Here is a 20,896-nt window from a genome sequence, read left to right on the forward strand (position 1 = left end):
TTCGTCACCTCGCGTTGATCCTTAGCCCAGCCATTCGTCTTGTGCTTCGTCCATCAGTTCGTCCAGAACCTCGGTCAGGTAAGCCACGGTTTTTCTGGCCAGACTTCGCCCGGCGGCTGTGTCGCTTGGGTAGTGCAGACCAGCCCATTCGCGGTTTTCAGCAATCCGCTGGGCGCGGTGGAACAAAGCGACAGTGCCCGGATGTTCGGGGATCAGCCGCGAGAACAGTTCGGCAATCGCGAAAGATTGGTAGGAGTGGTTCGAGGGGTAAGCCGCATGAAAAGGCACCGGAAGGAAGGGCCGGATCAGCGGCTGGATGATATTGGGTCTGGGCCGGCTGAAGCGGTTCTTGTAGGTCAGGCCGATTTCATTCGTCAATTCCAGCAGGATCGTCATCAGCGCGCGGGTCGCATCAAAGCCGCCCTTTTCGTCAATGCCCAGCGGACTGAGATATTCATCGATGCCAAAGCCTGCCTGCGTCACGATTTCCTCACGCCGCGTCGCCTGATTTGACCACTTGAGCCGCCCTTGCAGGATCAGCAGGTATTCGGTTTCCTTCATGCTTTCGTCAGGGCCCGGCGGCGGCAGAAGATCGATGTTTTCCCAGATTTTGCCCAGCAGTCCGGATGCGGGCAGCATACCGACCCGGCACAGATCGCGCATCTCGCGCCAGCCGAAGGAAGCATCGCTGCCGCCGACGTCAAAATCGCTGCGGTTCCGGTTACGATTGCGATTTCTGTTTCGGTTCCGGTTTCTGTTCCGATTGCGGTTTCTGTTGCGGTTCCGGTTCAGTGCGAATGCCGAAGATGCGCTCATCGCGACGGACGCCGCGCCGAGGGCAGAGCGTTTCCCGATCTCTTCGTCTTTCGCACCTTTTACACGGCTGTCAGACCTGAAGGGGTCGATGAATTCTTCGTTCTGCATGAACGCGGTAAGCTCGCGCAGTTTTCCATCATCCAGCAACTCGGGATCCAGATCATGAATGGCATTGAGATAATTGATGAAGCTTTCCCTCTGCGCGTCGTAAATGAAATTGTCCAACGCCTTTCGATTGTCCCCCGGTGAGGCACCGAGACCACCGGTTCCGGCAAGGTTCATCAATTTCACCACTTTGCAGGAAATCAGCTCTCCACGTCGGGCCATCATGCCAAAACCATTGAGCGTGGACACGTAAGACATAAGTAAACCCCCTACTTTTACCCCTACTTCAAGCGTGTTGCGGCAACCCGATCCGGGACAGGCCGCTTTCCATCAGTTGCGCGCTGAACCGCGTTGGCACCGGGAACCGGTCCTGCTGGATGCAGGCCAGCGACATGTCCGGTTCCAGATTGGTCAGCCGCTGCAAGGCGAACTCGCCTCGCTGCCGGTCACCTGCGTGCCCGTAAGCCGCAGCCAGATAGCGCATGACGGTTTTGAACTGCGGTTGAACCTCCATCACGGATTCGCCGAACCTGATGGATTTCTCGAACTCGCCATTGACCAGCGCGGCGACACATCCTGCCCCGTCAAACAGATGCCGGTACGGGCTGTGCCGTCCGATAAGCCGTGCCTTCTGCGCAGCTTCCACTGCCAGCGCGGGGCGATCCGTGTAGCAATAGAGCATGGCGGCAGAATCCCAGCTCATCGCCCGATAAGGGCTGAGCTCGAGCGCGCGGTCGACCAGATCCTGCGCCACCGAAAACTCTCGGAACACGTAGGAATGCACGTGGGCGACAAGGCCCAGAACAGTGCCGTTATCCGGGTCAGCCTCGACAGCGCGGCAGGCCAGATCACGCGCCTGCGCTTCCAGTGTGGCATCCCAGGTTCCGTACCGTTCGCCGACCTTGAAGGTCGTGACGTAAGCCAGCCACGCAAGGTAGACCGGCTTGGGATCAAGCTCGTAAGCCGCCAGAATATCCGCCTCGAGCTGGTCCAGCCCCGGCCCGGTCATGGTCAACAGGTGATGCACGGCGGCAACGGCGGTTTTCGCCGCGTGATGGGAGGCCGGGTCGCGCATGTGACGCCCGTTCAGCAAGGCCGTCAGCAAGGCGTCAGTGGCATAGCTGATGAACGATGTCAGGCCCGAGCAGTTCTGCCCCAGAAAGTCACCCTGATCGGCCACCACATTCTGGCTCCAGATCACTTTTCTGTCTTCCGACCGCATTGCGGTGGCGGACACTTGCAACATGCTGCCACAGGTCGAAGCGCGACACTGAAGGAAAAGATCAGGCCCAGCCGACAGTGGTTCCTTTGGAAGCGCAACCTGCGGCACCCGGTAATCCTGAACCTCGAGCGCTTCGGTTTCGGTAAGGGATTTGGACAGCTGTTCCGCAACGATGTTGGACACGAATGCCGCGGTTTCGGAACCACCCCCTACATCCGGAGACAACAGACCGATCACGAAATTCGGGCGCGGTAAGGTAAACGACAGCCGTTCGGACCGGAAGGCCGTTGGGTTGGCGGGAACAGGAACCGGCTGTTCTTTTCCGTCCTTCTCATATGGAACGTCGATTGTTGCGCGGGCCACTTTGAACAGCTCGAGCGAGGCACCGATATTCTTGAGATTGGGCCGCCCGATCGAGTTGAACAGGAAATCCTGCCGCCCGCGCAGCGCATTGCGCACAACGCTTGAGACCAGAACCTCGCCGGATGAGCCGACGCTTTCGATCCGGGCCGCCGTATTCACAGCGTCACCGATGATCTGCTGGTCAACCTCGAACGTGTCGCCCAGATGTATCCCAATTCGATACCCCTTGGCGTAGCGGTCGGGGGCATGGGTCAGGACATCCTGCACCCCCAGCGCAGTTTCGACAGCGGCACGCGCGCTTGGAAAAACAGCGCACAGCCCGTCACCGGTCAGGCCGGTCACCCGGCCCCGAAAGCTGTTAACCAGATCGCTGACGCAATTCAGATCGCGGCGGATTCTGGCCAGTGTTTCAAGCTCGGCCTCGCGGACGGCGGCAGAGTAATCACATGCATCAAGGAACAGGATCGCCCTGAGCCGCGCCTTGGGAAGGTCGCTTGGATTGTTCAAATTCAGAGTAATACCCATGATCGTGTCTCGGAACTCTTTAACTTGTTGAAATGTGCCACCCCGAAAACAGGCGGGCTGGCACGCATCAGAGGCGTGTTGTGATTGCAGATGCAGCCGACGGGTGTGAATGGCGCTGCATTGCGCGGGACGGGCCACGGGCCTGAATGGAAATCACGAGGCATTAATCGGCCCGCTGATGAGATTTGGTTTCTAAAATGCGTTAAGTTCAAAATAATAAGGGTTATTGTATTGTTTTAGTGAACTTCCGTCGACATATTTTTATTTTTGCACATATTTTTCGGTGCAATTTGGCCAAATTACCCGGCATCTGTGGCGCTTTGTGCTTGGCGGGCAAGACGGGCTGATGCGGCAAGACTTCCCGTTAGGAGTGCGCGAGGGCTGACCCCGGTCAAGCCCTTGGCATTGGAGCTTCCTGTTGCCGCTAAACCGGGCGGGCGACATGACACGACAGCGGCTGACTGGTACCGGAAATCGATTCTCCAAAAAGTATCTGAACGTTGCCCGGCCCTCGCCGTTTCAGCCGGTCAAGCCAGTCGCCACCCTGTTCGGTGGCCCAACATGTGGCGGGACCAGGTGCCCTGCACAACCTGAACGGTGCCGCAATTTGACCGGACCCGGGAGTGGTTTTCTGTGATCTGCGCTCTTCCAATCCCGCCCCGCGACGCGCGCGCAAAATCCCGACAACCAGCCCAAACCGGCCCCCGTGCAAGGGTGTCACCGCCCGCAGGCCCCGATTTTCCGGGAATCATTCACCTGACAACTAAATCCTTTGCCTCAGGCCCGGTGCGCCGGGTTTCACCCTTGTCATCGCCGAAAATCCACGCCAAGGGCGGTGCATGAGGTTCGATACGATCATATTGGGTGCCGGAGCAGCAGGCATGATGTGCGCGGCCCGTTGCGGTGGGCGGGTGCTGGTGATCGACCACGCCAAGGCGCCGGGCGAGAAAATCCGCATCTCGGGCGGAGGGCGGTGCAATTTCACCAACATGTATGCGGGGCCGGGCAACTTCCTGTCGCAAAACCCGCATTTCTGCAAATCCGCGCTGGCGCGGTTTACGCAGTGGGATTTTGTCGATCTGGTGAACCGGCACGGCATCAAATGGCATGAGAAAACGCTGGGGCAGTTGTTCTGCGATGGCTCTTCAAAACAGATCATCCAGATGTTGCTGGACGAGATGAGCCGCGCCGGTGCCGAGCTTTGGGTGCAGACCGCGCTGCGTGATCTGCGCAAGGATGGCACCGGATTCGCGCTGGAGGTCGAGCGTGAGGGGCAGCGCCTGCATCTGACCTGCGCCAATCTGGTGCTGGCCACGGGGGGCAAATCCATCCCCAAGATGGGCGCGACCGGGCTGGCCTATGACATTGCCCGGCAGTTTGGCCTGCGGGTGACCGACACCCGCGCGGCGCTGGTGCCGTTCACCTTTTCGGATGGCCGGTTCAAGGACCTGTCCGGTGTTTCCCTGCCCGTGCGGCTGTCGAATGACCGCACAAGTTTTGACGAAGCGCTGCTGTTCACGCATCGCGGCCTCAGCGGACCGTCCGTTTTACAGCTGTCCTCCTATTGGCGCGAAGGCGAGGAGATCGGCGTGAACCTGATCCCCGAACTGCCCCTGTTCGATCTGCTGCGCGCACAACGGCAAAACGCAGGGCGCAAGGCGCTGACAACGGAACTGGCGCGGCATCTGCCGTCCCGGCTGGTCGAGTATTTAAACCAAATCATCCCGATGTCCGGCAATCTGGCCGATCAGTCGGACGCGAAACTGTCTGATCTGGTCGCGGCCCTGTCTGACTGGCGGCTGGGACCATCGGGAACCGAAGGGTATCGCACCGCCGAGGTCACGCTGGGCGGGATAGATACCGATGATCTGTCGTCGAAAACGATGGAGGCCAAGGTTGTCCCTGGCCTCTATGCGATTGGTGAAGCGGTGGATGTCACCGGGTGGCTTGGCGGCTACAACTTTCAATGGGCATGGTCATCGGGCCATGCCGCAGGTGCCGCCATTGCCGCCAAGAATTAACCTACGACGTTATACCCGCGACCGCGCATGCAGTTGCGCACGATCACTTCCTGGTTCTGGGTGTTGCTGATCGCGCTGGCACCCACACCGACCAGAGCACCGGCGGCCGCCGCACGGCCCAGATCGCTGGCGCTGTTGTCGATGATCGCTGTGGTTGCCGCCGCACCAGCCGCGCCGATGGCGGCAGCGCCCGCGGTGTTGCTGTCCAGCGTCGGGCGAGACCGGGCCAGCGCCTGACAATTGGCCAGATCGGACTGGTAGTTCGGACCCACAGGCCCGTCGATGATAGGAACATAATTCGCCCCGCTATTGGCGCAGGCCCCGGCCAGCGCAACGACGGGAAGGATGGAGAGAATTTTGCGTGCAGACATTTCCGCTTCCTCTTTCTTGAACTGGAGGTGACGCAACCTCAATTCCAACAAAGTGTCAATCTGATTGAAAAATGTCCACATCTACCGGCGGGCTGTTGCAGGTGCGGCCTTAGCACAGCCGTTTTTGCACCTGCGCCGTGAAGTCGTCGCCACGCTGTTCGAAATTGTCATATTGATCGAAACTTGCCGCCGCCGGCGCGAGCAGAACGGTCTCGCCCGCTTGGGCATCCGCCATGGCCTGCGCCACTGCTGCCTCCATCGTGGTACAGACCTGCGCGTCGACCGTCAGTTGCATCGCAAAGCCCGCCGCCTCACGACCGATGACATAGGCTTTTATCACTTGATCCGCTGCTGCGTTCAGGGCTGCGACGCCGCCTTCTTTCTCAAGCCCGCCACAGATCCAGCGGATCTGTTTGAACGCAGTCAGCGCCTTCAGGGCGCTATCGACATTGGTCGCCTTGGAGTCGTTGACATAAGTTACCCCGTCCGCCTCGGCGATGATCTGGCTGCGGTGCGGCAGGCCCGGGAACGCGTGCAGCGCATCCTCGATCACGCGCGGGGCAAGGCCCAGCGACCGGCAGGCCGCATAAGCCGCACAGGCGTTCTGGTGGTTATGGGCACCGGGAAGGCCTTTGATCGCGCGCAGGTCGATAGACCCGGCCTGCCGCCCCTTGCGGTATTCCGACAAAAACCCCTTGCGCGCGAAGACCTGCCATCCCGGCCCGGTCAGCTTTCGCGTTACCGAGATACGGATCACCCTGTCATCCGCCGGCCCTTCGGCCAGTTGGCCAGCAAGAAAGGCGCCTTCGGTTTCATCGATGCCGACAATCGCGCGGTCCGGGCCGCCTTCGGCAAAGAGGCGCCGTTTGGCCGCGAAATATCCCCCCATGCCGCCGTGGCGGTCCAGATGGTCGGGCGACAGATTGGTAAACACCGCCACATCCGGGGTCAGCGCACGGGCCAGTTCCGTCTGGTAGCTGGAAAGTTCCAGCACCACGACCGAGCCATCGCCACCCGGATCGATATCCAAAACACCGCGCCCGATATTTCCGGCCAACTGCGCCTCGCGCCCGGCCTCGGTCAGGATGTGGTGGATCAGAGCAGCAGTGGTTGATTTCCCGTTCGAGCCGGTGACCGCGATGACCCGTGGCGGAGTGTCATAGTTGTTCCACTCCGGCCCCGCGAAAGAGCGGAAGAACAGGCCGATATCGTTGTCGACCGGCACGCCTGCATCCAAGGCTGCGGCAACCACGGGGTTGGGTTCGGGATAAAGATGCGGAATGCCCGGTGAAACGATGAGCGTGGCAATGGTGTCAAACGCCCCCTGTTTGCGCAGGTCGGCACAGGAGAATCCTTCGCCTTCGGCTATGGCGCGGGTTGTCGGGTTGTCATCCCAGCAGACCGGCTCCGCCCCGCCTGCGCGCAAGGCGCGTGCGGTTGCCAGACCGGACCGGCCCAATCCCAGAACCGCAACTTTCTGCCCTGAAAAGCCTTTGACCGGGATCATTCTACACACCTTCTTTGATTTGGATTTGGAGGCCACACTGCACTGAAGAAAATCACAATGACAAGGGGCGTGTCAGGCTCGCGCTGCGGCGCGAGCCGGGCCCAACAGGTGGCAGGAGGGCCGCAGGCCCTTCGAACCTGGCGGGAGCCTTACCGCACCTTCAGCGTTGCCAGACCGATCATCGCCAGAATCAGCGAGATGATCCAGAAGCGGATGACGATGGTCGGCTCGGCCCAGCCTTTTTTCTCATAATGGTGATGGATCGGGGCCATCAGGAAGACCCGCTTGCCAGTGCGTTTGAAGTAGAGGACCTGAATGATCACGCTCAGCGCCTCGACCACGAACAGGCCGCCGACGACGGCCAGAACCAGCTCGTGCTTGGTGGCCACGGCAATGGCGCCCAGCGCGCCGCCCAGCGCCAGCGACCCGGTATCGCCCATGAAGACCGCCGCCGGGGGGGCGTTGTACCAAAGGAACCCCAGACCCGCACCAAAGAGCGCTGAGGTAAAGATAAAGATCTCACCGGTGCCCGGCACGTAATGCACGTCGAGATATTCGGTAAAGTCGACGCGGCCCACCGCATAGGCAATCACGCCCAGCGTCGAGGCGGCGATCATCGCTGGCATGATGGCCAGCCCGTCCAGACCGTCGGTCAGGTTCACCGCGTTGGCGGCCCCTACGATCACGACAATCGCAAACGGGATATAGAAGATGCCCAGATTGACCAGCGTGTCCTTGAATACGGGTACAGCCAGCTGGTTCTGCAACGCTTCGGGGTGGTGCAAAGTCGCCCAAAGCGAAGCCAGCACGGCAATAATCACGCCCAATGCGAGGCGCATCCTGCCTGAAACCCCCTGCGTGTTCTGTTTTGAGACTTTCGCGTAGTCATCCGCGAATCCGATGGCCGCATAAGACAGGGTCACGAAAAGCACCATCCAGACATAAGGGTTATCCAGTCGCGCCCAGACAAGGGTCGAGGTCACAAGAGCCCCGACAATCAGCAAACCGCCCATTGTTGGCGTGCCTGCCTTGGAAAAATGCCCCTCGGGGCCATCATTGCGGATCGGCTGGCCCTTGCCCTGCTTTCTGCGTAGCACGTTGATCAGGGGTTTTCCGAAGATGAACCCAAAGATCAGTGCCGTCATGAAGGCACCGCCTGCGCGGAAGGTGATATACCGGAAGAGGTTCCAGAAATCCCCGCCATCCGACAGAGCGGTCAACCAGTACAGCATGACAATACCTTTCTCACACGAGGCGCACGGGTGTGATCACCCATCAAGCGCGCCCCCTTGCCCCATTTTGCGCAGACCGTCAACAATCGAGGCCAATCCCATGCTGAGGGAGCCCTTGGCCAGCACAGTATCGCCGTCCCTGACCAGCGAAGGCAACTGTTCGGCCATCTCGGCGCTGGTTTCGGACCAGAGACCGCGTTTCGCCGGGGGCAGCGCGTGGTGCAGTGCCCGCATCAACGGGCCAATACAATGCACCTGATCAACATGTGCCATCGCTTTGGCATCGGCCATGGCGGCGTGCATCGCCTCTTCCTGCGCGCCCAGTTCTTTCATGTCGCCCAGAAAGGCGATGCGGCGTTTGCCTTGTGAGGCGGCGAGCACATCCAGCGCGGCCGCCATCGAGGTCGGGTTGGCGTTATAGCTGTCATCCAGCAGTTCGATCTGCCCGCCGCCGGGCAGAGGAATGCTTTCCCGAACGCCACGCCCCTTGACCGGGGACCATGCGCGCAGACCTGCAATGGCCTGATCCAGATCGACACCCAGTTCAACGCAGGCAGCCAAAGCCCCGAGCGCGTTCATGGCGAAATGCGTACCGGCAGAGTTCACCTCAAAACGGAATACCTGATCACCAACGGCAGCTTCGGCATTCACGGTGTTCGCCTCCTGCTGAACGTCGGTCAGCCGGTAATCCGTTGCGCCTTGGCCGAAATCAACAATCCCGGCCCCCTGCTCAAGCGCCGTTTGGCGCAGGATGTCCGCGTAGTTGATATCTGCGTTGACGATTGCCGCGCCACCGGGTTCGAGCCCTTCAAAGATCGCAGCTTTTTCATGGGCGATGCCAGCCACATTCTCGAAGGCTTCCAGATGCACCGCCGCCACGGTCGTGACCAGCGCCACATGCGGGCGGGCCTGCCGGGCCAGCGGGGCAATCTCGCCCGGATGGTTCATGCCAATCTCGATTACCGCGAATTCAGTGTCGCGCGGCATCCGTGCAAGGGTCAGCGGAACGCCCCAGTGGTTGTTATAGCTGGCCACGCTGGCATGGGTTTTGCCTTGTGTTTCAAGGATCACGGCCAGCATTTCCTTGGTCGACGTCTTGCCGACACTGCCGGTCACCCCCACCACACGCGCATTCGTTCTGGCGCGAGCCGCCTGCCCCAAAGCCTCGAGCGCCGCCTGCACATCATCAACGATCAGCAGTGGCGCATCAGGCGATACGTTGTCGGGAATATGCGAAACCAAAGCCGCGCCTGCGCCTTTCTCAAGCGCCTGAGCCACGAATTCATGCCCGTCCCGCGCCGCTTTCAGCGCCACAAACAGATCACCGGGTTGAAGGGTGCGCGTGTCGATGGAGATACCATCAGCGGTCCAATCGGCCGTGACCCGCCCACCCGTTGCCTGAGCGGCCTCGGATGCTGTCCAGAGCGTCATGCGACCCTCCCGTCCAGCGCGGCGACGGAAATGCTGGCCTGTTCGACATCATCGAAGGGCAGCACCTGATCGCCGACGACCTGCCCGGTTTCGTGGCCCTTGCCCGCAATCAGCAGCGCATCGCCGGGTTGCAGGGCATCGATGCCGCGCAGAATGGCTTCGGCGCGGTCGCCGACCTCGGTCACGCTGACGTCGCCCGCTGCCTCGAGCGCACCTGCCATGACGGCGGCGCGGATGGCGGCGGGGTCTTCGCTGCGTGGGTTGTCGTCGGTGACGAAAACCATATCTGCGTGGTTGGCGGCTGCCTTTCCCATCAGCGGGCGTTTCGTGGCATCGCGGTCGCCGCCCGCGCCGACAATGGCGATCAAACGACCCATTACATGCGGACGCAGCGCCTTGAGGGCGGTGGCCACGGCGTCGGGGGTGTGCGCGTAATCCACAAAAACCGTCGCGCCGTTGTCGCGGGTAGCGGCCAGTTGCATACGCCCGCGCACGGTGGTCAGGTGCGGCAGCGTTTCAAAGACCCGTTCGGGGCTGTCGCCCGCAGCAATCACCAGCCCGCAGGCCAGCAGGATGTTTTCGGCCTGGAACCCTCCGATCAGGTTCAGGCGGGTCTGGAAGGTCCGGCCCTGCCACGCAAATCGCAGATCCTGCCCGGTAGCATCGAACCGCTGGTTGATCAGGCACAGATCGGCGTCGCCCAACCCGACGGTCAGCACCGATTGACTGCGTGCCTCGGCGATCCGGCGGACCCGAGACCCCTTGGGATCGCTCAGGTTGATAACAGCCGTGCCATCCTGCGGCAGAACCCGGTCGAACAACCCGGCCTTGGCTGCGAAATACGCTTCAAAAGTCTCGTGGTAATCCAGATGATCCTGCGTGAAGTTCGAAAACCCGGCAGCGGTCAGGTGCACGCCATCCAGGCGGCGCTGTTCGAGGCCGTGGGACGAGGCCTCCATCGCGGCGTGGGTCACGCCGTTTTCAGCGGCTTCCGCCAGACAGCGATGCAGGGTGATTGGCTCGGGCGTGGTATGGGCCAGCGGTGCGGTCCATGCCCCTTCGACACCAGTTGTCCCAAGGTTGACGGCGGCATGGCCCAGTTCGGTCCAGATCTGGCGCACAAAGGTGGCAACCGAGGTTTTACCGTTGGTTCCCGTGACCGCGACAATCGTCTGCGGCATCGCACCGAACCATAGGGCGGCGGCCCCGGCCAGTGCCTGACGCGGGTCTTCGACAACCACCAGCGCCGCATCCGACGCCGCAAGTTCAGTTGTTGCGATTTTCGCCCCTTCGGCATCGGTCAGGATGGCGGCGGCCCCCATGCGCAGGGCGTATTGAATGAACGTGCCGCCATGAACCCGCGTGCCGGGAAGAGCTGCAAACAGGAAACCGTCTTTCACCTCGCGGCTGTCAACGGCCAGACCGGTGATCTCGGGGTTAACCCCGCCTCGCGCGGTCAGGGCCATTTGGCTGAGTTTCTTTGTCCTTGTGCCCATGACCCACCTCTTGCCGGACAGCCTAGTTTGAGGTCAGCGTTATAGCAGCGCCCGCCTCAGGCTCAAGCCGGGGACGCAAGCCCAGCAGAGGTGCCACGCGACCAATAAGTTCGGCAGCTACAGGCACTGCTGTCCAGCCTGCGGTGCGGCGTTTTTCACCGTAAGCCACGATAGAGGGTTCATCCAGCGTGACGATCAGAACATATTTCGGATCGTAGGCCGGGAAGAGCGTTGCGAAAGTGGCGATGACCTTGTCTTCGTAATACCCGCCGCGTGGCTTGGGCTTGTCTGCCGTGCCGGTCTTGCCAGCCACGTCATACCCTTTCACCTCGCCAAAGCTGGCAGTGCCATCCGTCACCACTTTGCGCAGCATTTTCTGCGCCTGACGCGCGGTTCCCTGCGACATCACGCGAGGGCCGTATTGCGGGCCGTTCTGGCGCAGGATGGTCGGGCTGACATAATGCCCGCCATTGGCAATCGCCGCATATCCCGCTGCAAGGTGCATCGGGCTGGTTGACAGGCCGTGGCCGTAGGAGATGGTCACAGTGCTCAGCTCGCCCCATTTCTTTGGCTTCAGCGGCACACCGCCCGTGGCCTCGACAATCTCGAACGGGGTCGGGTCGAACATGCCGAGCGCATTCAGAAAATCCTGCTGCCGCTGCGCGCCGATCTGCAACGCCAGACGCCCGGTGCCACGGTTCGAACTGTGGACGATCACATCCGCCACGCTGATCTTGCCGTAATTCTTGCCGTTGAACTCTCCGATCGGGAAGCGCCCGATCTTCATTGGGCCGGATGTATCGATGATGGTGTTCGAGTTTACCAGCCCAAGTTCAACCGCCTGCGCGGCGGTGAAAATCTTGAAGACCGATCCCAGCTCGTACACACCCTGCACATAGCGGTTGAACAGCGGGCTGTCCGAGGGATCAAACCCCGAGGTCGGCGGGCGTGGGCGATCATTGGGATCGAATGAGGGCAGCGAGGCGGCGGATAAAACCTCGCCCGTATGCGCATTCATCAGAACTGCCGATGCGCCCTTGGCGTTCATGATCTTCATACCGCCATAGAGCACCTGTTCGACCGCGGCCTGAATGGTCAGGTCCAGCGACAGTTGCAGCGGCTTGTTGCCATTGGCCGGGTCGCGCAGATAGTCGTCAAACTGCTTTTCCACCCCGGCCACACCGATCACCTCGGCGGCGCTGACGCCCTCGCGGCCAAAACCGGAGCCACCCAGGATATGCGCAGCCAACTTGCCATTGGGGTAGAGGCGCATTTCGCGCGGGCCAAACAGGATGCCGGGATCTCCGATGTCGTGAACGGCCTGTTTCTGTTCGGGCGAAATGCGTTTCTTGATCCACAGGAACTTGCGCTTGCCAGTGAAATCCTTGACCAGACGCTCTTTATCCAGATCGGGGAAGATCGCGACCAGCTGATCTGCTGCCGCAATCGGATCGATCATCAGGGGCGGCTGCGCGTAGACGGAATAGGTATCCAGATTGGTGGCCAGAATGCGCCCTTCGCGGTCGACGATATTGGCGCGCTGCATGGCAATCGCGGCCCCCGGCGCATTGGCCAGTGGTTCCTGCACCTCGGACGTTGCCAACATGCCCATGCGGACGCCGACAACCGAGAATGCGCAGAAGAAGAACAGCCCCAGCACCAGCAGACGCCCTTCGGCGCGGGCGCGGGCGCGGTCTTTCATGTCTTCGTGGCGCTTGCGGATGTTTTCACGCTCGATCGCCTTTGGGTTTTCACCCCGGGCACGGGCGTCAAGGATACGGGCCAGTGGGCGAAGGGGCGTGCGTGTCATGGGATCTGCACCTCGCCCAATGCCTGAATGTCGGTGATGGCCTGCAATTCAATCGGGTCAACGATGGGCAGGTCCGGGTCTTCGGCAAAGGCGATCTGATCGGCGCGCCCGAACTGTTCGGCCCGCAGAGGCAGCAGACCAAGGCGTTCAAAATTCAGGTCCGCCAACTCTCGCAGCCGGTCGGGACGGTTCAAATAAGCCCATTCTGCGTTCAGGACCGCCAGCCGCACCTGCGCCATGCCGATCTCGCGTTGCAGGGATTGCGTTTCCTTCACCACCTGTTGGGTGCGATAATTCTCCTGATAGGCCCAAAGCGCCAATCCGAACACGGACAGAGCAGTCAACACATACAAAACACTCTTCATCTTGCCCTTCCCCCAAGTTGAGGCATTCCAATGGCGCGGGCCTCAATTTCCCCCGCCGGAGCATCGGTGCGGATCGCAACACGCAGCTTGGCCGAGCGCGCGCGCGGGTTTTCCTGCAATTCCTGTTCGTCGGGCCCCACGGCCTTGCGGGTCTTCAGCGTGAATTGCGGCTGGTCCTGTTCCATCTCGGGCGCATAGCGGTTCGCACGCCCTGTTTTGCCCGCGCGCGACTGAAAGAACCGTTTGACCATCCGGTCCTCGATGGAATGGAAGGTGACAACGGCCAGCTGCCCACCGGGTTTCAGCGCACGTTCGGCGGCCATTAGGCCCTGAAACAGCTCTTCATACTCGGCATTCACCGCGATCCGCAGACCCTGAAAACTGCGTGTTGCGGGATGCGATTGCCCCGGTTTCGGGCGCGGCAGACAGGATTCGACAATCTCGGCCAGACGCAGGGTGGTTGTGATCGGCGCCTCGGTTCGCGCCCGGACAATCGTCTTGGCAATCCGGCGGCTGGCGCGTTCTTCACCATAGTGGAACAGGATATCGGCCAGTTGCGCCTCGGTCGCCGTGTTTACCAGATCGGCGGCGCTTTCGCCTTGCTGGCTCATCCGCATATCCAGCGGACCGTCCTTCATGAAGGAAAACCCGCGCTCGGCCTGATCCAACTGCATCGAGGACACGCCAAGATCCAGTACAACGCCATCCAGATCCTGCGCGTATTCGTCCATTCGCGAGAATACGCCGGGCTGCATCACCAGCCGGTCGCCGTAATCCTGCGCCCAATCTGCCGCCATTTCAAAGGCCAGCGGGTCACGGTCTACACCGATGACCTTGTCTGCCCCGGCCTCCAACAACCCGCGCGTATAGCCGCCCGCGCCAAACGTGCCGTCCAGCCAGATGCCCGTGACCGGCGCAACCGCAGCCAGCAAGGGGCGCAGCAGAACGGGGATATGTGGTTTTTCAGATGAGGACGCAGCGCCGGCCATGCCGTTACGCATCCCCGGTGCCGTCTAGGAACTGCATCGGATCAAAATCGTCCGGCAGATCATCCATCCATTCTTCGGTCTTGGCCAGTTCCTCGACCTCGTAGGTCTCGGGCTTCCAGATCTGAAAGGTGTCGCCTGCGGCGATAAAGAACGCTTCGCCTTCGAGACCGATCTTGCTGCGCAGCTTGGCGGGCAGCACAAGACGCCCGGTTTCGTCCACGTTGGTCGGGAAGGACTGACCATGGAACATGCGCTGCAACATCCGCCGCTGCATCGAGCCGCGCGGCAGGGCATCGATCTTGGCATCCACCTCGTCAATCGCCTGCATGGTATAACATTCAAGGTATTTGCGGCGGTGGTCACCATAGACAATCACCAGTTCAGGGTTGTCACCGGGCTGCCAGTTGGGATCGGATGATTCAAGCACACGGCGAAACGAGGCCGGGATCGACACCCTGCCCTTCGTATCCACCTTATGGTGGCTTTCACCTCTAAACCTGCGCGCCAAGACGACTGTCCCTTTCGCTTGCGCCCCACCTTGAATTCACGTTCCCCCCCGGATGAAAAACGGCGGGTTGATCTGCTGCCACTGATCAACCCGCCGCATTGACCCGCTTTGCGGGATGTCCAGCTGCGCGCGCCACCTGGGGGGATGTCTGCTCGCCCGCGCGCCGGATCTCTTGATTGATGAAAGCGAGATGCCTGTATGAAACCTGAATATTTTTGGTCGGGGTCGTTTGGTGCCCCTGCTGCCTCGTCCTCATCGGATGTATAAGGGATGACATGGGAATTCATGGAAATCAATAGGAATTTTGCGCAGCGTGTCATGAGGAATACGGCCAAAGCGGATTACCATTGAAGGATTCAAGCTTCGTGACACCAGTTTTAGCGGGTAATGAATAACACACCCCTATATATGGGGAAATTTTCGGTCAGTTTTTTTCCCGCGATTTCCCAAGAATTTTGACTTCTTTTCATTTGGACTGGAAATATCGGCCTCAAATGCACAATCAGCCCTTCGAATCGTTCAGAATTTCGAGTCGATTTCCAGCAATCTCCCCCACGCGACCACATCGCCCCATGATTTCCCACGAGCGATTTACCCAAGCCTTGTCAACATCAGAACGGATATGTTTTGCCCATTTTCCCGCCGAGTGCGCTCAATTCAAAGGCAGGCCACCGGGAAGGGCCAGATGCCCCTGCCAAAGCTGACCTAGGGTCGACCCCATATTTTCAAGGCGCATCGCTGCGAAATGAAAAAACTGAGCCAATCTATGCATTTGCTGCATAGCAGCATTGATGTCGCGACCTATTGTGCAATTGCAGCATTTGCCTATCTTCAGTCTCAAGCAAGGGCCGGACGATACCGGCAAGACAAAAAGATACGGATGATGAGCATGGCAGTCGCAAGCACGCATACAGCAGTAAAGAACGCACCGGCGTTCGGTTTTGGCGCAGTTCTGGAAAACGCAAAGAACCGGTTCGTGCGCTATCGCATGTATCGCCAGACGGTCAATGAACTGTCCGCCCTGTCGAACCACGAGCTGGCCGATCTTGGCCTGCACCGCTCGATGATCCGCCGCGTTGCCCTGCAGGCGGCAAACGAACAAACCGCGCGGTAAGCGCGACACGCATACTGAGATCAGGCCCTTCCTCCTCCCTTAGGGTCTGTAATCAGCGGCAGCGTCTTCCTCCTCCCTGACGTTGCCGCACCTAATACCGGCCTCAACCCGCCGGACACGAATACATCGGGGCGTCCTCCTCCCTGCCTTGATGTTGAAAGCGCGCGGCGATGTCTTCCTCCTCCCTGACATCGCCGCGTCTTCCTCATACCGGGTTCAAACCCGGGTTCGCATACATCAGGGCTCTCCTCCTCCCTGCTCTGATGTTGACAAGACGGCGGTTCCCTCTCCTCCTCCCTGGGAACCGCCGTTTTCTGTTTTTCGGACACTGGTGTAGGATGGTGTCCTGACATCTGATGCGGAGGACGCCATGGCCGCCTATTTCATTGCGCAGATCAACATTCACGACCCGGACGGATATCAGGGCTATCTGGCAGGTTTCATGCCGATCTTCGACCGCCACGGCGGTCGCCTGCTGACGGTCTCATCCAAACCGGTCGAACGGATTGAAGGCAATTGGCCCGAAGGCGGGATTGTGTTGATGGAGTTTCCGGATCTTGCAGCAGCGAAATCCTGGAAGGATGACCCGGATTACATCGAACTGGCGAAGATCCGAAAGGCCACCGCAACCACCAATCTGGTTCTGGTCGACGGGATATGACGCCTCAGAACGGGACGTCATCCTTGTTGGTCAGAAAACGCGAGACCACTTTCTTGATGCCCGCCTTGTCGAAATCGACCTCGACCTTGTCACCTTCGATCCCGATCACAGCGCCGTAGCCGAATTTCTGGTGAAACACCCGTTCGCCCAGCGTGAAACTGGCCAGTGCGGTGGCGTCGATCACTGTGTTGCGGCTTTCGCGGGGTTGCGACATGCCATATTGGCCCTGCCGCGCCTGCAACCGTCTCCAACCCGGCGAGTTATAGACATTGGCTTCGGCCGCGCGGGTTTCTATGCCCGCCGTCTGATGCCCACCGCCATAAAGGCCCGGAGGTGTCAGCACCTCGACATGGTCTTCGGGCAACTCGTCAATGAACCGTGACGGCATCGAGTTCTGCCATTGCCCGAATACCCGCCGGTTGGCGGCGAAGGAAATCGTACAAACCTCTTCGGCACGGGTGATACCGACATAGGCCAGACGGCGTTCTTCCTCGAGCCCCTTGAGGCCGGTTTCGTCCATCGACCGTTGCGAGGGGAAAAGCCCGTCTTCCCACCCCGGCAGGAAGACGACGGGAAACTCCAGCCCCTTGGCCGCGTGCAGGGTCATGATCGAGACCTTGGCCCCGTCACCGTCCTGTTCATTGTCCATGACCAGGCTGACATGTTCCAGAAACCCTTGCAGGTTTTCGAAATTGTCCAGTTGGTTGACCAGTTCCTTGAGGTTTTCCAGACGCCCCGGCGCTTCGGGGGTCTTGTCGTTCTGCCAATGGGCCGTGTAGCCGGATTCGTCGAGGATGATCTGGGCCAGCTCGATATGCGTATGCTCGGGCGCGCCATAGCGGATCGGCGAAACCCCATCATCGATAACCGTGTCATCATCGACCTCAATCCGAGGCCCGCGTGTCATCGCATTCCACCGGGCCAACCCGTCGATCAACTCGCGCAGCGCTTTGCCGCCTTTTCCCTTGATCAGCCCGTTGTCGACTGCGATCCGCGCACCTTCGACCAGAGACACGCCGTTCTCGCGCGCCACAATCTGAATGGTCTGCTGCGCCTTATCGCCCAATCCGCGTTTTGGCGTATTCACGATCCGCTCGAACGCCAGATCATCCTCGGGGCTGATCACCAGCCGGAAATAGGCCATGGCATCGCGGATCTCCATCCGCTCGTAGAAACGCGGGCCGCCGATCACCTTGTAGGGCAGACCGATGGTCAGGAACCGGTCCTCGAACGCGCGCATCTGGTGTGAGGCGCGGACGAGAATCGCCATCTCATCAAGATTCATCGGTCGGATACCGCGCGTCCCGCCCTGCATCGCGTCGATTTCCTCGCCGATCCAGCGGGCCTCTTCCTCGCCATCCCAATGGCCGATCAGGTTGACCTTGTGGCCGTCTTTGGCATCGGTCCATAGCTCTTTACCCAAACGGCTTTCGTTCCCCCGAATGACGTTGGAGGCTGCCGCCAGAATATGCGGGGTTGATCGGTAGTTCTGTTCCAACCGCACCACATAGGCACCGGGAAAGTCCTTTTCGAACCGCAGGATGTTGCCGACCTCGGCCCCGCGCCAGCCATAGATCGACTGGTCGTCATCACCCACGCAGCAGATGTTCTTGTGCCCCCCGGCCAGCAGGCGCAGCCACAGGTACTGGGCGACGTTGGTGTCCTGATACTCGTCCACAAGGATGTAGCGGAACCAGCGCTGGTATTGTTCCAGAACATCCGGGTGGGTCTGGAAAATCGTGACCATGTGCAGCAGCAGGTCGCCAAAATCCACCGCGTTCAGCTCGCGCAGGCGGGTCTGGTACTGGGCATAAAGTTCGATGCCCTTGTTGTTATAGGCCCCGGCATCCGCCGCAGGCACCTTGTCGGGCGTCAGCGCACGGTTTTTCCAATCATCGATGATCCCCGCCAGCATACGCGCGGGCCAGCGTTTGTCATCGATATTGGCGGCGCGAACCAATTGCTTGAGCAGGCGCAGCTGGTCGTCGCTGTCCAGAATGGTGAAGTTCGATTTCAGATCGACCAGTTCCGCGTGGCGGCGCAGCAGTTTGACGCAAATGGAATGGAAGGTGCCCAGCCATGGCATCCCCTCGGCGGGCTCGCCAAGCAGGCGGCCTACTCGTTCCTTCATCTCGCGCGCGGCCTTGTTGGTGAAGGTCACCGACAGTATCTCGTTCGGGCGCGCGCGCGCCGTGTTGAGCAGATGCGCAATCCGGGCCGTCAGCGCCTTGGTCTTGCCCGTCCCCGCCCCGGCCAGCATCAGAACCGGGCCGTCCAGGCGTTCGACCGCGTCACGTTGCGCCGGGTTCAGCTCATCCAGATAGGGCGAAGGGCGCACGGCCATAGCCCGCGCCGACAGGGATGCGCCTTCGAAGGCGTCCATTTCGTCAAAACTGCTCATGACCCCAAACTACGCCGGATGGAGGCCGAGGGAAAGAGTTTGTTCACGGCTTGTTCGCAAGGATTTTTCACGTCTTTTTGCATTCAATTCTAAACAAAGATGCCGCTGCCCTGTGGGGCTGTTAACCCTCTGTCAAGTCCTGGCCCGGATGCTGGTTCCATTGCTGTGGGAGTGGAACAGATGGAAGCGAAGGAACTGACTGGCGGGTCGTCACGGCTGAAACTTGTGGGCGTTACCCTGATTCTGATCGCGCTGACAGCGGCAGCAGGATGGGGCATCTACGCGGCCCCTGCCCCGGTTGTGGACCGCATGTTGGAATCGGATTTGCGAAAAGACGCCATGCAGCTAAGCCGTCAGGTCGAAAGCCATCTGAACGATCTGGATGCAACGTTTCGGTACCATGAACTGCACGAGCATGACGCGGAATTCCTGATGCTGCTGCCCGAAACCTCGGACATCTACCGGTTCAAGCTGTTTGATGCGTCCGGTCAGGTGTTCTGGTCGACCCGGGCCAGTGATGTCGGGGCCGTGAACACAAAACATTACTTCCATTCGGTCGTCGCCGCCGGAAGGGTTTTTTACAACCACGAGGAAAAACCCGCGGCAGAGGTTGAGTCGATTGACAGTGACCCCGCCGGACATGCGGGCCCAATCACCCGACATGTGGCCGAGGTTTATACACCGATCATCAAAGACGGCGTTTTCCTTGGCGCTATCGAGTTTTATTCGGACATCACCAATCTCAGAACCCTGTTCATCACGCGCGTGCGTCTGTCGCTGGCGTTGCTGAGCAGCGTCGCGTTGCTGGCGCTGGCCACGGTCATCCTGATTGTCCACCGCACCAACCGCCGTCAGATGCGTGATCTACACAAGCGCGCCGTGAAAGAACGCGAACTGATGGGAGAGCAGCTTCGCCTGGCTCGTGAGGTGCGCCTGCTGGGCGAGTTGAACGAGTGGCTGCAATCAAGCCGCTCACTGGATGAGCTTTTCGACATGGTCGCGCGCTTCATGACCCATATCCTGCCCGAGGCCGAGGGGAGTGTGTACGTCTATTCCAACTCGCGCGATGTGCTGGACGGGTGTGCCAGTTGGAACGGGGGAACGCATAAATCTCATATCCATCCGGAAGGATGCTGGGGTTTGAGGCGCGGCCGGACTTATGAGTTCGGTGCTTCTGAGATCGATTTTGTCTGCGAACATGCCGAACCGCATGACGGGCGGCCCTATTTCTGTTTTCCCATTCTGGCCCACGGAGAAACCGTTGGTCTGTTGCATCTGCGCGCGGCTGAGGGGCGAGAGGCCTGTTTCCATAAAAGCCGCAAGCTGGCGCAGCTGTGCGCCGAACAGATCAGCATGGCAATCGCCAATGTCCGTATGCGCGATCAGCTGCATGACCAATCGGTGCGCGACCCGCTGACCGGGCTGTTCAACCGCCGCCACATGACCGAGACATTGCGCAAGGCCATCAGCCGCAGCCAGCAGACCGGCGCCGCGCTGAGCCTGATTGCCGTGGACGTCGATCACTTCAAGAAATTCAACGACACGCATGGTCATGACGCCGGAGACATGGTGTTGCGCGCGGTCGGCGCGGCGCTGGAACAGGGCTGCGACCGGGACGAGATCGCCTGCCGCATCGGCGGTGAGGAATTCATGCTGATTCTGCCCGACAACAGCCCCGAAGATGCCATGACCCGGGCCGAGCAGTTGCGCCAGTCGGTCGAGGCGGTCATTGTCCGCTATGGCGAAAAGGCCCTGCCCCGTATCACAATCTCGGTCGGGGTCGCGCATTACCCCGCCCACGGCACCATGCCGCAGGATCTGATGCGAGCCGCGGATGATGCGCTGTATGTCGCCAAGGACAAGGGGCGCAATCAGGTTCACGTCGCCGCCGGGGCGCTGGAGCAGGCCAGGCGCGTTCCCGCAACGGGTAAACGCCCATCGCCGGAAGCCGCTTGAAAA

The 20,896-nt window shown here is 60.4% G+C and carries 16 protein-coding genes; 4 read left to right on the forward strand and 12 right to left on the reverse strand.

Annotated elements, in window-relative coordinates; all coding sequences use genetic code 11:
* Positions 1-21: 21 nt before the first annotated feature.
* Together AC2FPW_RS10915 and AC2FPW_RS10920 are read right to left on the reverse strand one after the other, a co-directional pair.
* Positions 22-1,179, reverse strand: a complete 1,158-nt coding sequence (locus tag AC2FPW_RS10915) for a phosphatase PAP2 family protein (protein WP_496813669.1) — start codon at positions 1,177-1,179, stop codon at positions 22-24.
* 28 nt (positions 1,180-1,207) lie between these two features.
* Positions 1,208-3,031: an adenylate/guanylate cyclase domain-containing protein gene (locus tag AC2FPW_RS10920; RefSeq protein WP_496813671.1), complete on the reverse strand. Its 1,824-nt coding sequence runs from the start codon at positions 3,029-3,031 to the stop codon at positions 1,208-1,210.
* A gap of 839 nt (positions 3,032-3,870) precedes the next feature.
* Between AC2FPW_RS10920 and AC2FPW_RS10925 the strand changes: the two genes are divergently transcribed.
* Positions 3,871-5,052 carry a BaiN/RdsA family NAD(P)/FAD-dependent oxidoreductase gene (locus AC2FPW_RS10925; RefSeq protein WP_496813673.1) on the forward strand — a complete coding sequence of 394 codons (1,182 nt, stop codon included), beginning with the start codon at positions 3,871-3,873 and terminating at the stop codon, positions 5,050-5,052.
* Here the strand turns inward: AC2FPW_RS10925 and AC2FPW_RS10930 are convergent.
* From AC2FPW_RS10930 to mraZ, 9 genes are all read right to left on the reverse strand, one after another.
* Positions 5,049-5,423, reverse strand: coding sequence for a glycine zipper family protein (locus tag AC2FPW_RS10930; RefSeq protein ID WP_480475937.1), 375 nt, complete (start codon positions 5,421-5,423; stop codon positions 5,049-5,051). The genes AC2FPW_RS10925 and AC2FPW_RS10930 overlap by 4 nt on opposite strands.
* Positions 5,424-5,532: 109 nt before the next feature.
* Positions 5,533-6,930 carry a UDP-N-acetylmuramoyl-L-alanine--D-glutamate ligase gene (gene murD / locus AC2FPW_RS10935; protein WP_496813675.1) on the reverse strand — a complete coding sequence of 466 codons (1,398 nt, stop codon included), beginning with the start codon at positions 6,928-6,930 and terminating at the stop codon, positions 5,533-5,535.
* A gap of 149 nt (positions 6,931-7,079) precedes the next feature.
* Positions 7,080-8,162, reverse strand: coding sequence for a phospho-N-acetylmuramoyl-pentapeptide-transferase (mraY, locus tag AC2FPW_RS10940; protein WP_480506250.1), 1,083 nt, complete (start codon positions 8,160-8,162; stop codon positions 7,080-7,082).
* A 36-nt stretch (positions 8,163-8,198) separates the two neighbouring features.
* A complete protein-coding gene (locus tag AC2FPW_RS10945) occupies positions 8,199-9,593 on the reverse strand; it encodes a UDP-N-acetylmuramoyl-tripeptide--D-alanyl-D-alanine ligase (RefSeq protein WP_496813677.1) in 1,395 nt (464 codons plus the stop codon).
* Complete coding sequence (locus tag AC2FPW_RS10950) at positions 9,590-11,089, reverse strand: UDP-N-acetylmuramoyl-L-alanyl-D-glutamate--2,6-diaminopimelate ligase (RefSeq protein ID WP_496813679.1); 1,500 nt, start codon at positions 11,087-11,089, stop codon at positions 9,590-9,592. The genes AC2FPW_RS10945 and AC2FPW_RS10950 overlap by 4 nt, the downstream gene beginning before the upstream one ends.
* A 22-nt stretch (positions 11,090-11,111) precedes the next feature.
* Positions 11,112-12,899: a peptidoglycan D,D-transpeptidase FtsI family protein gene (locus tag AC2FPW_RS10955; RefSeq protein WP_267363330.1), complete on the reverse strand. Its 1,788-nt coding sequence runs from the start codon at positions 12,897-12,899 to the stop codon at positions 11,112-11,114.
* The gene (gene ftsL, locus AC2FPW_RS10960; protein ID WP_209504535.1) at positions 12,896-13,264 is read right to left on the reverse strand and encodes a cell division protein FtsL; all 369 of its coding nucleotides are present in this window, start codon (positions 13,262-13,264) and stop codon (positions 12,896-12,898) included. Before ftsL ends, AC2FPW_RS10955 begins: the two co-directional genes overlap by 4 nt.
* On the reverse strand, positions 13,261-14,253 hold the full coding sequence (gene rsmH / locus AC2FPW_RS10965) for a 16S rRNA (cytosine(1402)-N(4))-methyltransferase RsmH (protein ID WP_267363326.1): 993 nt from the start codon (positions 14,251-14,253) through the stop codon (positions 13,261-13,263). The genes ftsL and rsmH overlap by 4 nt, the downstream gene beginning before the upstream one ends.
* A 4-nt stretch (positions 14,254-14,257) precedes the next feature.
* Positions 14,258-14,761, reverse strand: coding sequence for a division/cell wall cluster transcriptional repressor MraZ (gene mraZ / locus AC2FPW_RS10970; RefSeq protein ID WP_267363323.1), 504 nt, complete (start codon positions 14,759-14,761; stop codon positions 14,258-14,260).
* A gap of 889 nt (positions 14,762-15,650) precedes the next feature.
* Here mraZ and AC2FPW_RS10975 point away from each other — a divergent pair.
* Both AC2FPW_RS10975 and AC2FPW_RS10980 read left to right on the forward strand, forming a co-directional pair.
* Positions 15,651-15,875 (forward strand): DUF1127 domain-containing protein, encoded by a 225-nt coding sequence (locus AC2FPW_RS10975; protein ID WP_267363321.1) that lies wholly within the window; start codon positions 15,651-15,653, stop codon positions 15,873-15,875.
* A 370-nt stretch (positions 15,876-16,245) separates the two neighbouring features.
* Entirely contained in the window at positions 16,246-16,536 is a 291-nt protein-coding gene (locus AC2FPW_RS10980) for a DUF1330 domain-containing protein (RefSeq protein WP_496752692.1), read from the forward strand.
* A gap of 4 nt (positions 16,537-16,540) precedes the next feature.
* Here AC2FPW_RS10980 and AC2FPW_RS10985 read toward each other — a convergent pair whose 3' ends face one another.
* The gene (locus AC2FPW_RS10985; protein ID WP_496813682.1) at positions 16,541-18,937 is read right to left on the reverse strand and encodes an ATP-dependent helicase; all 2,397 of its coding nucleotides are present in this window, start codon (positions 18,935-18,937) and stop codon (positions 16,541-16,543) included.
* A gap of 180 nt (positions 18,938-19,117) precedes the next feature.
* Here AC2FPW_RS10985 and AC2FPW_RS10990 point away from each other — a divergent pair, with 180 nt between their 5' ends.
* Positions 19,118-20,893, forward strand: coding sequence for a sensor domain-containing diguanylate cyclase (locus tag AC2FPW_RS10990; protein WP_496813684.1), 1,776 nt, complete (start codon positions 19,118-19,120; stop codon positions 20,891-20,893).
* The last annotated feature ends 3 nt before the right edge of the window (positions 20,894-20,896 follow it).

The sequence above is a fragment of the Ruegeria sp. SATB027 genome (assembly GCF_059613825.1).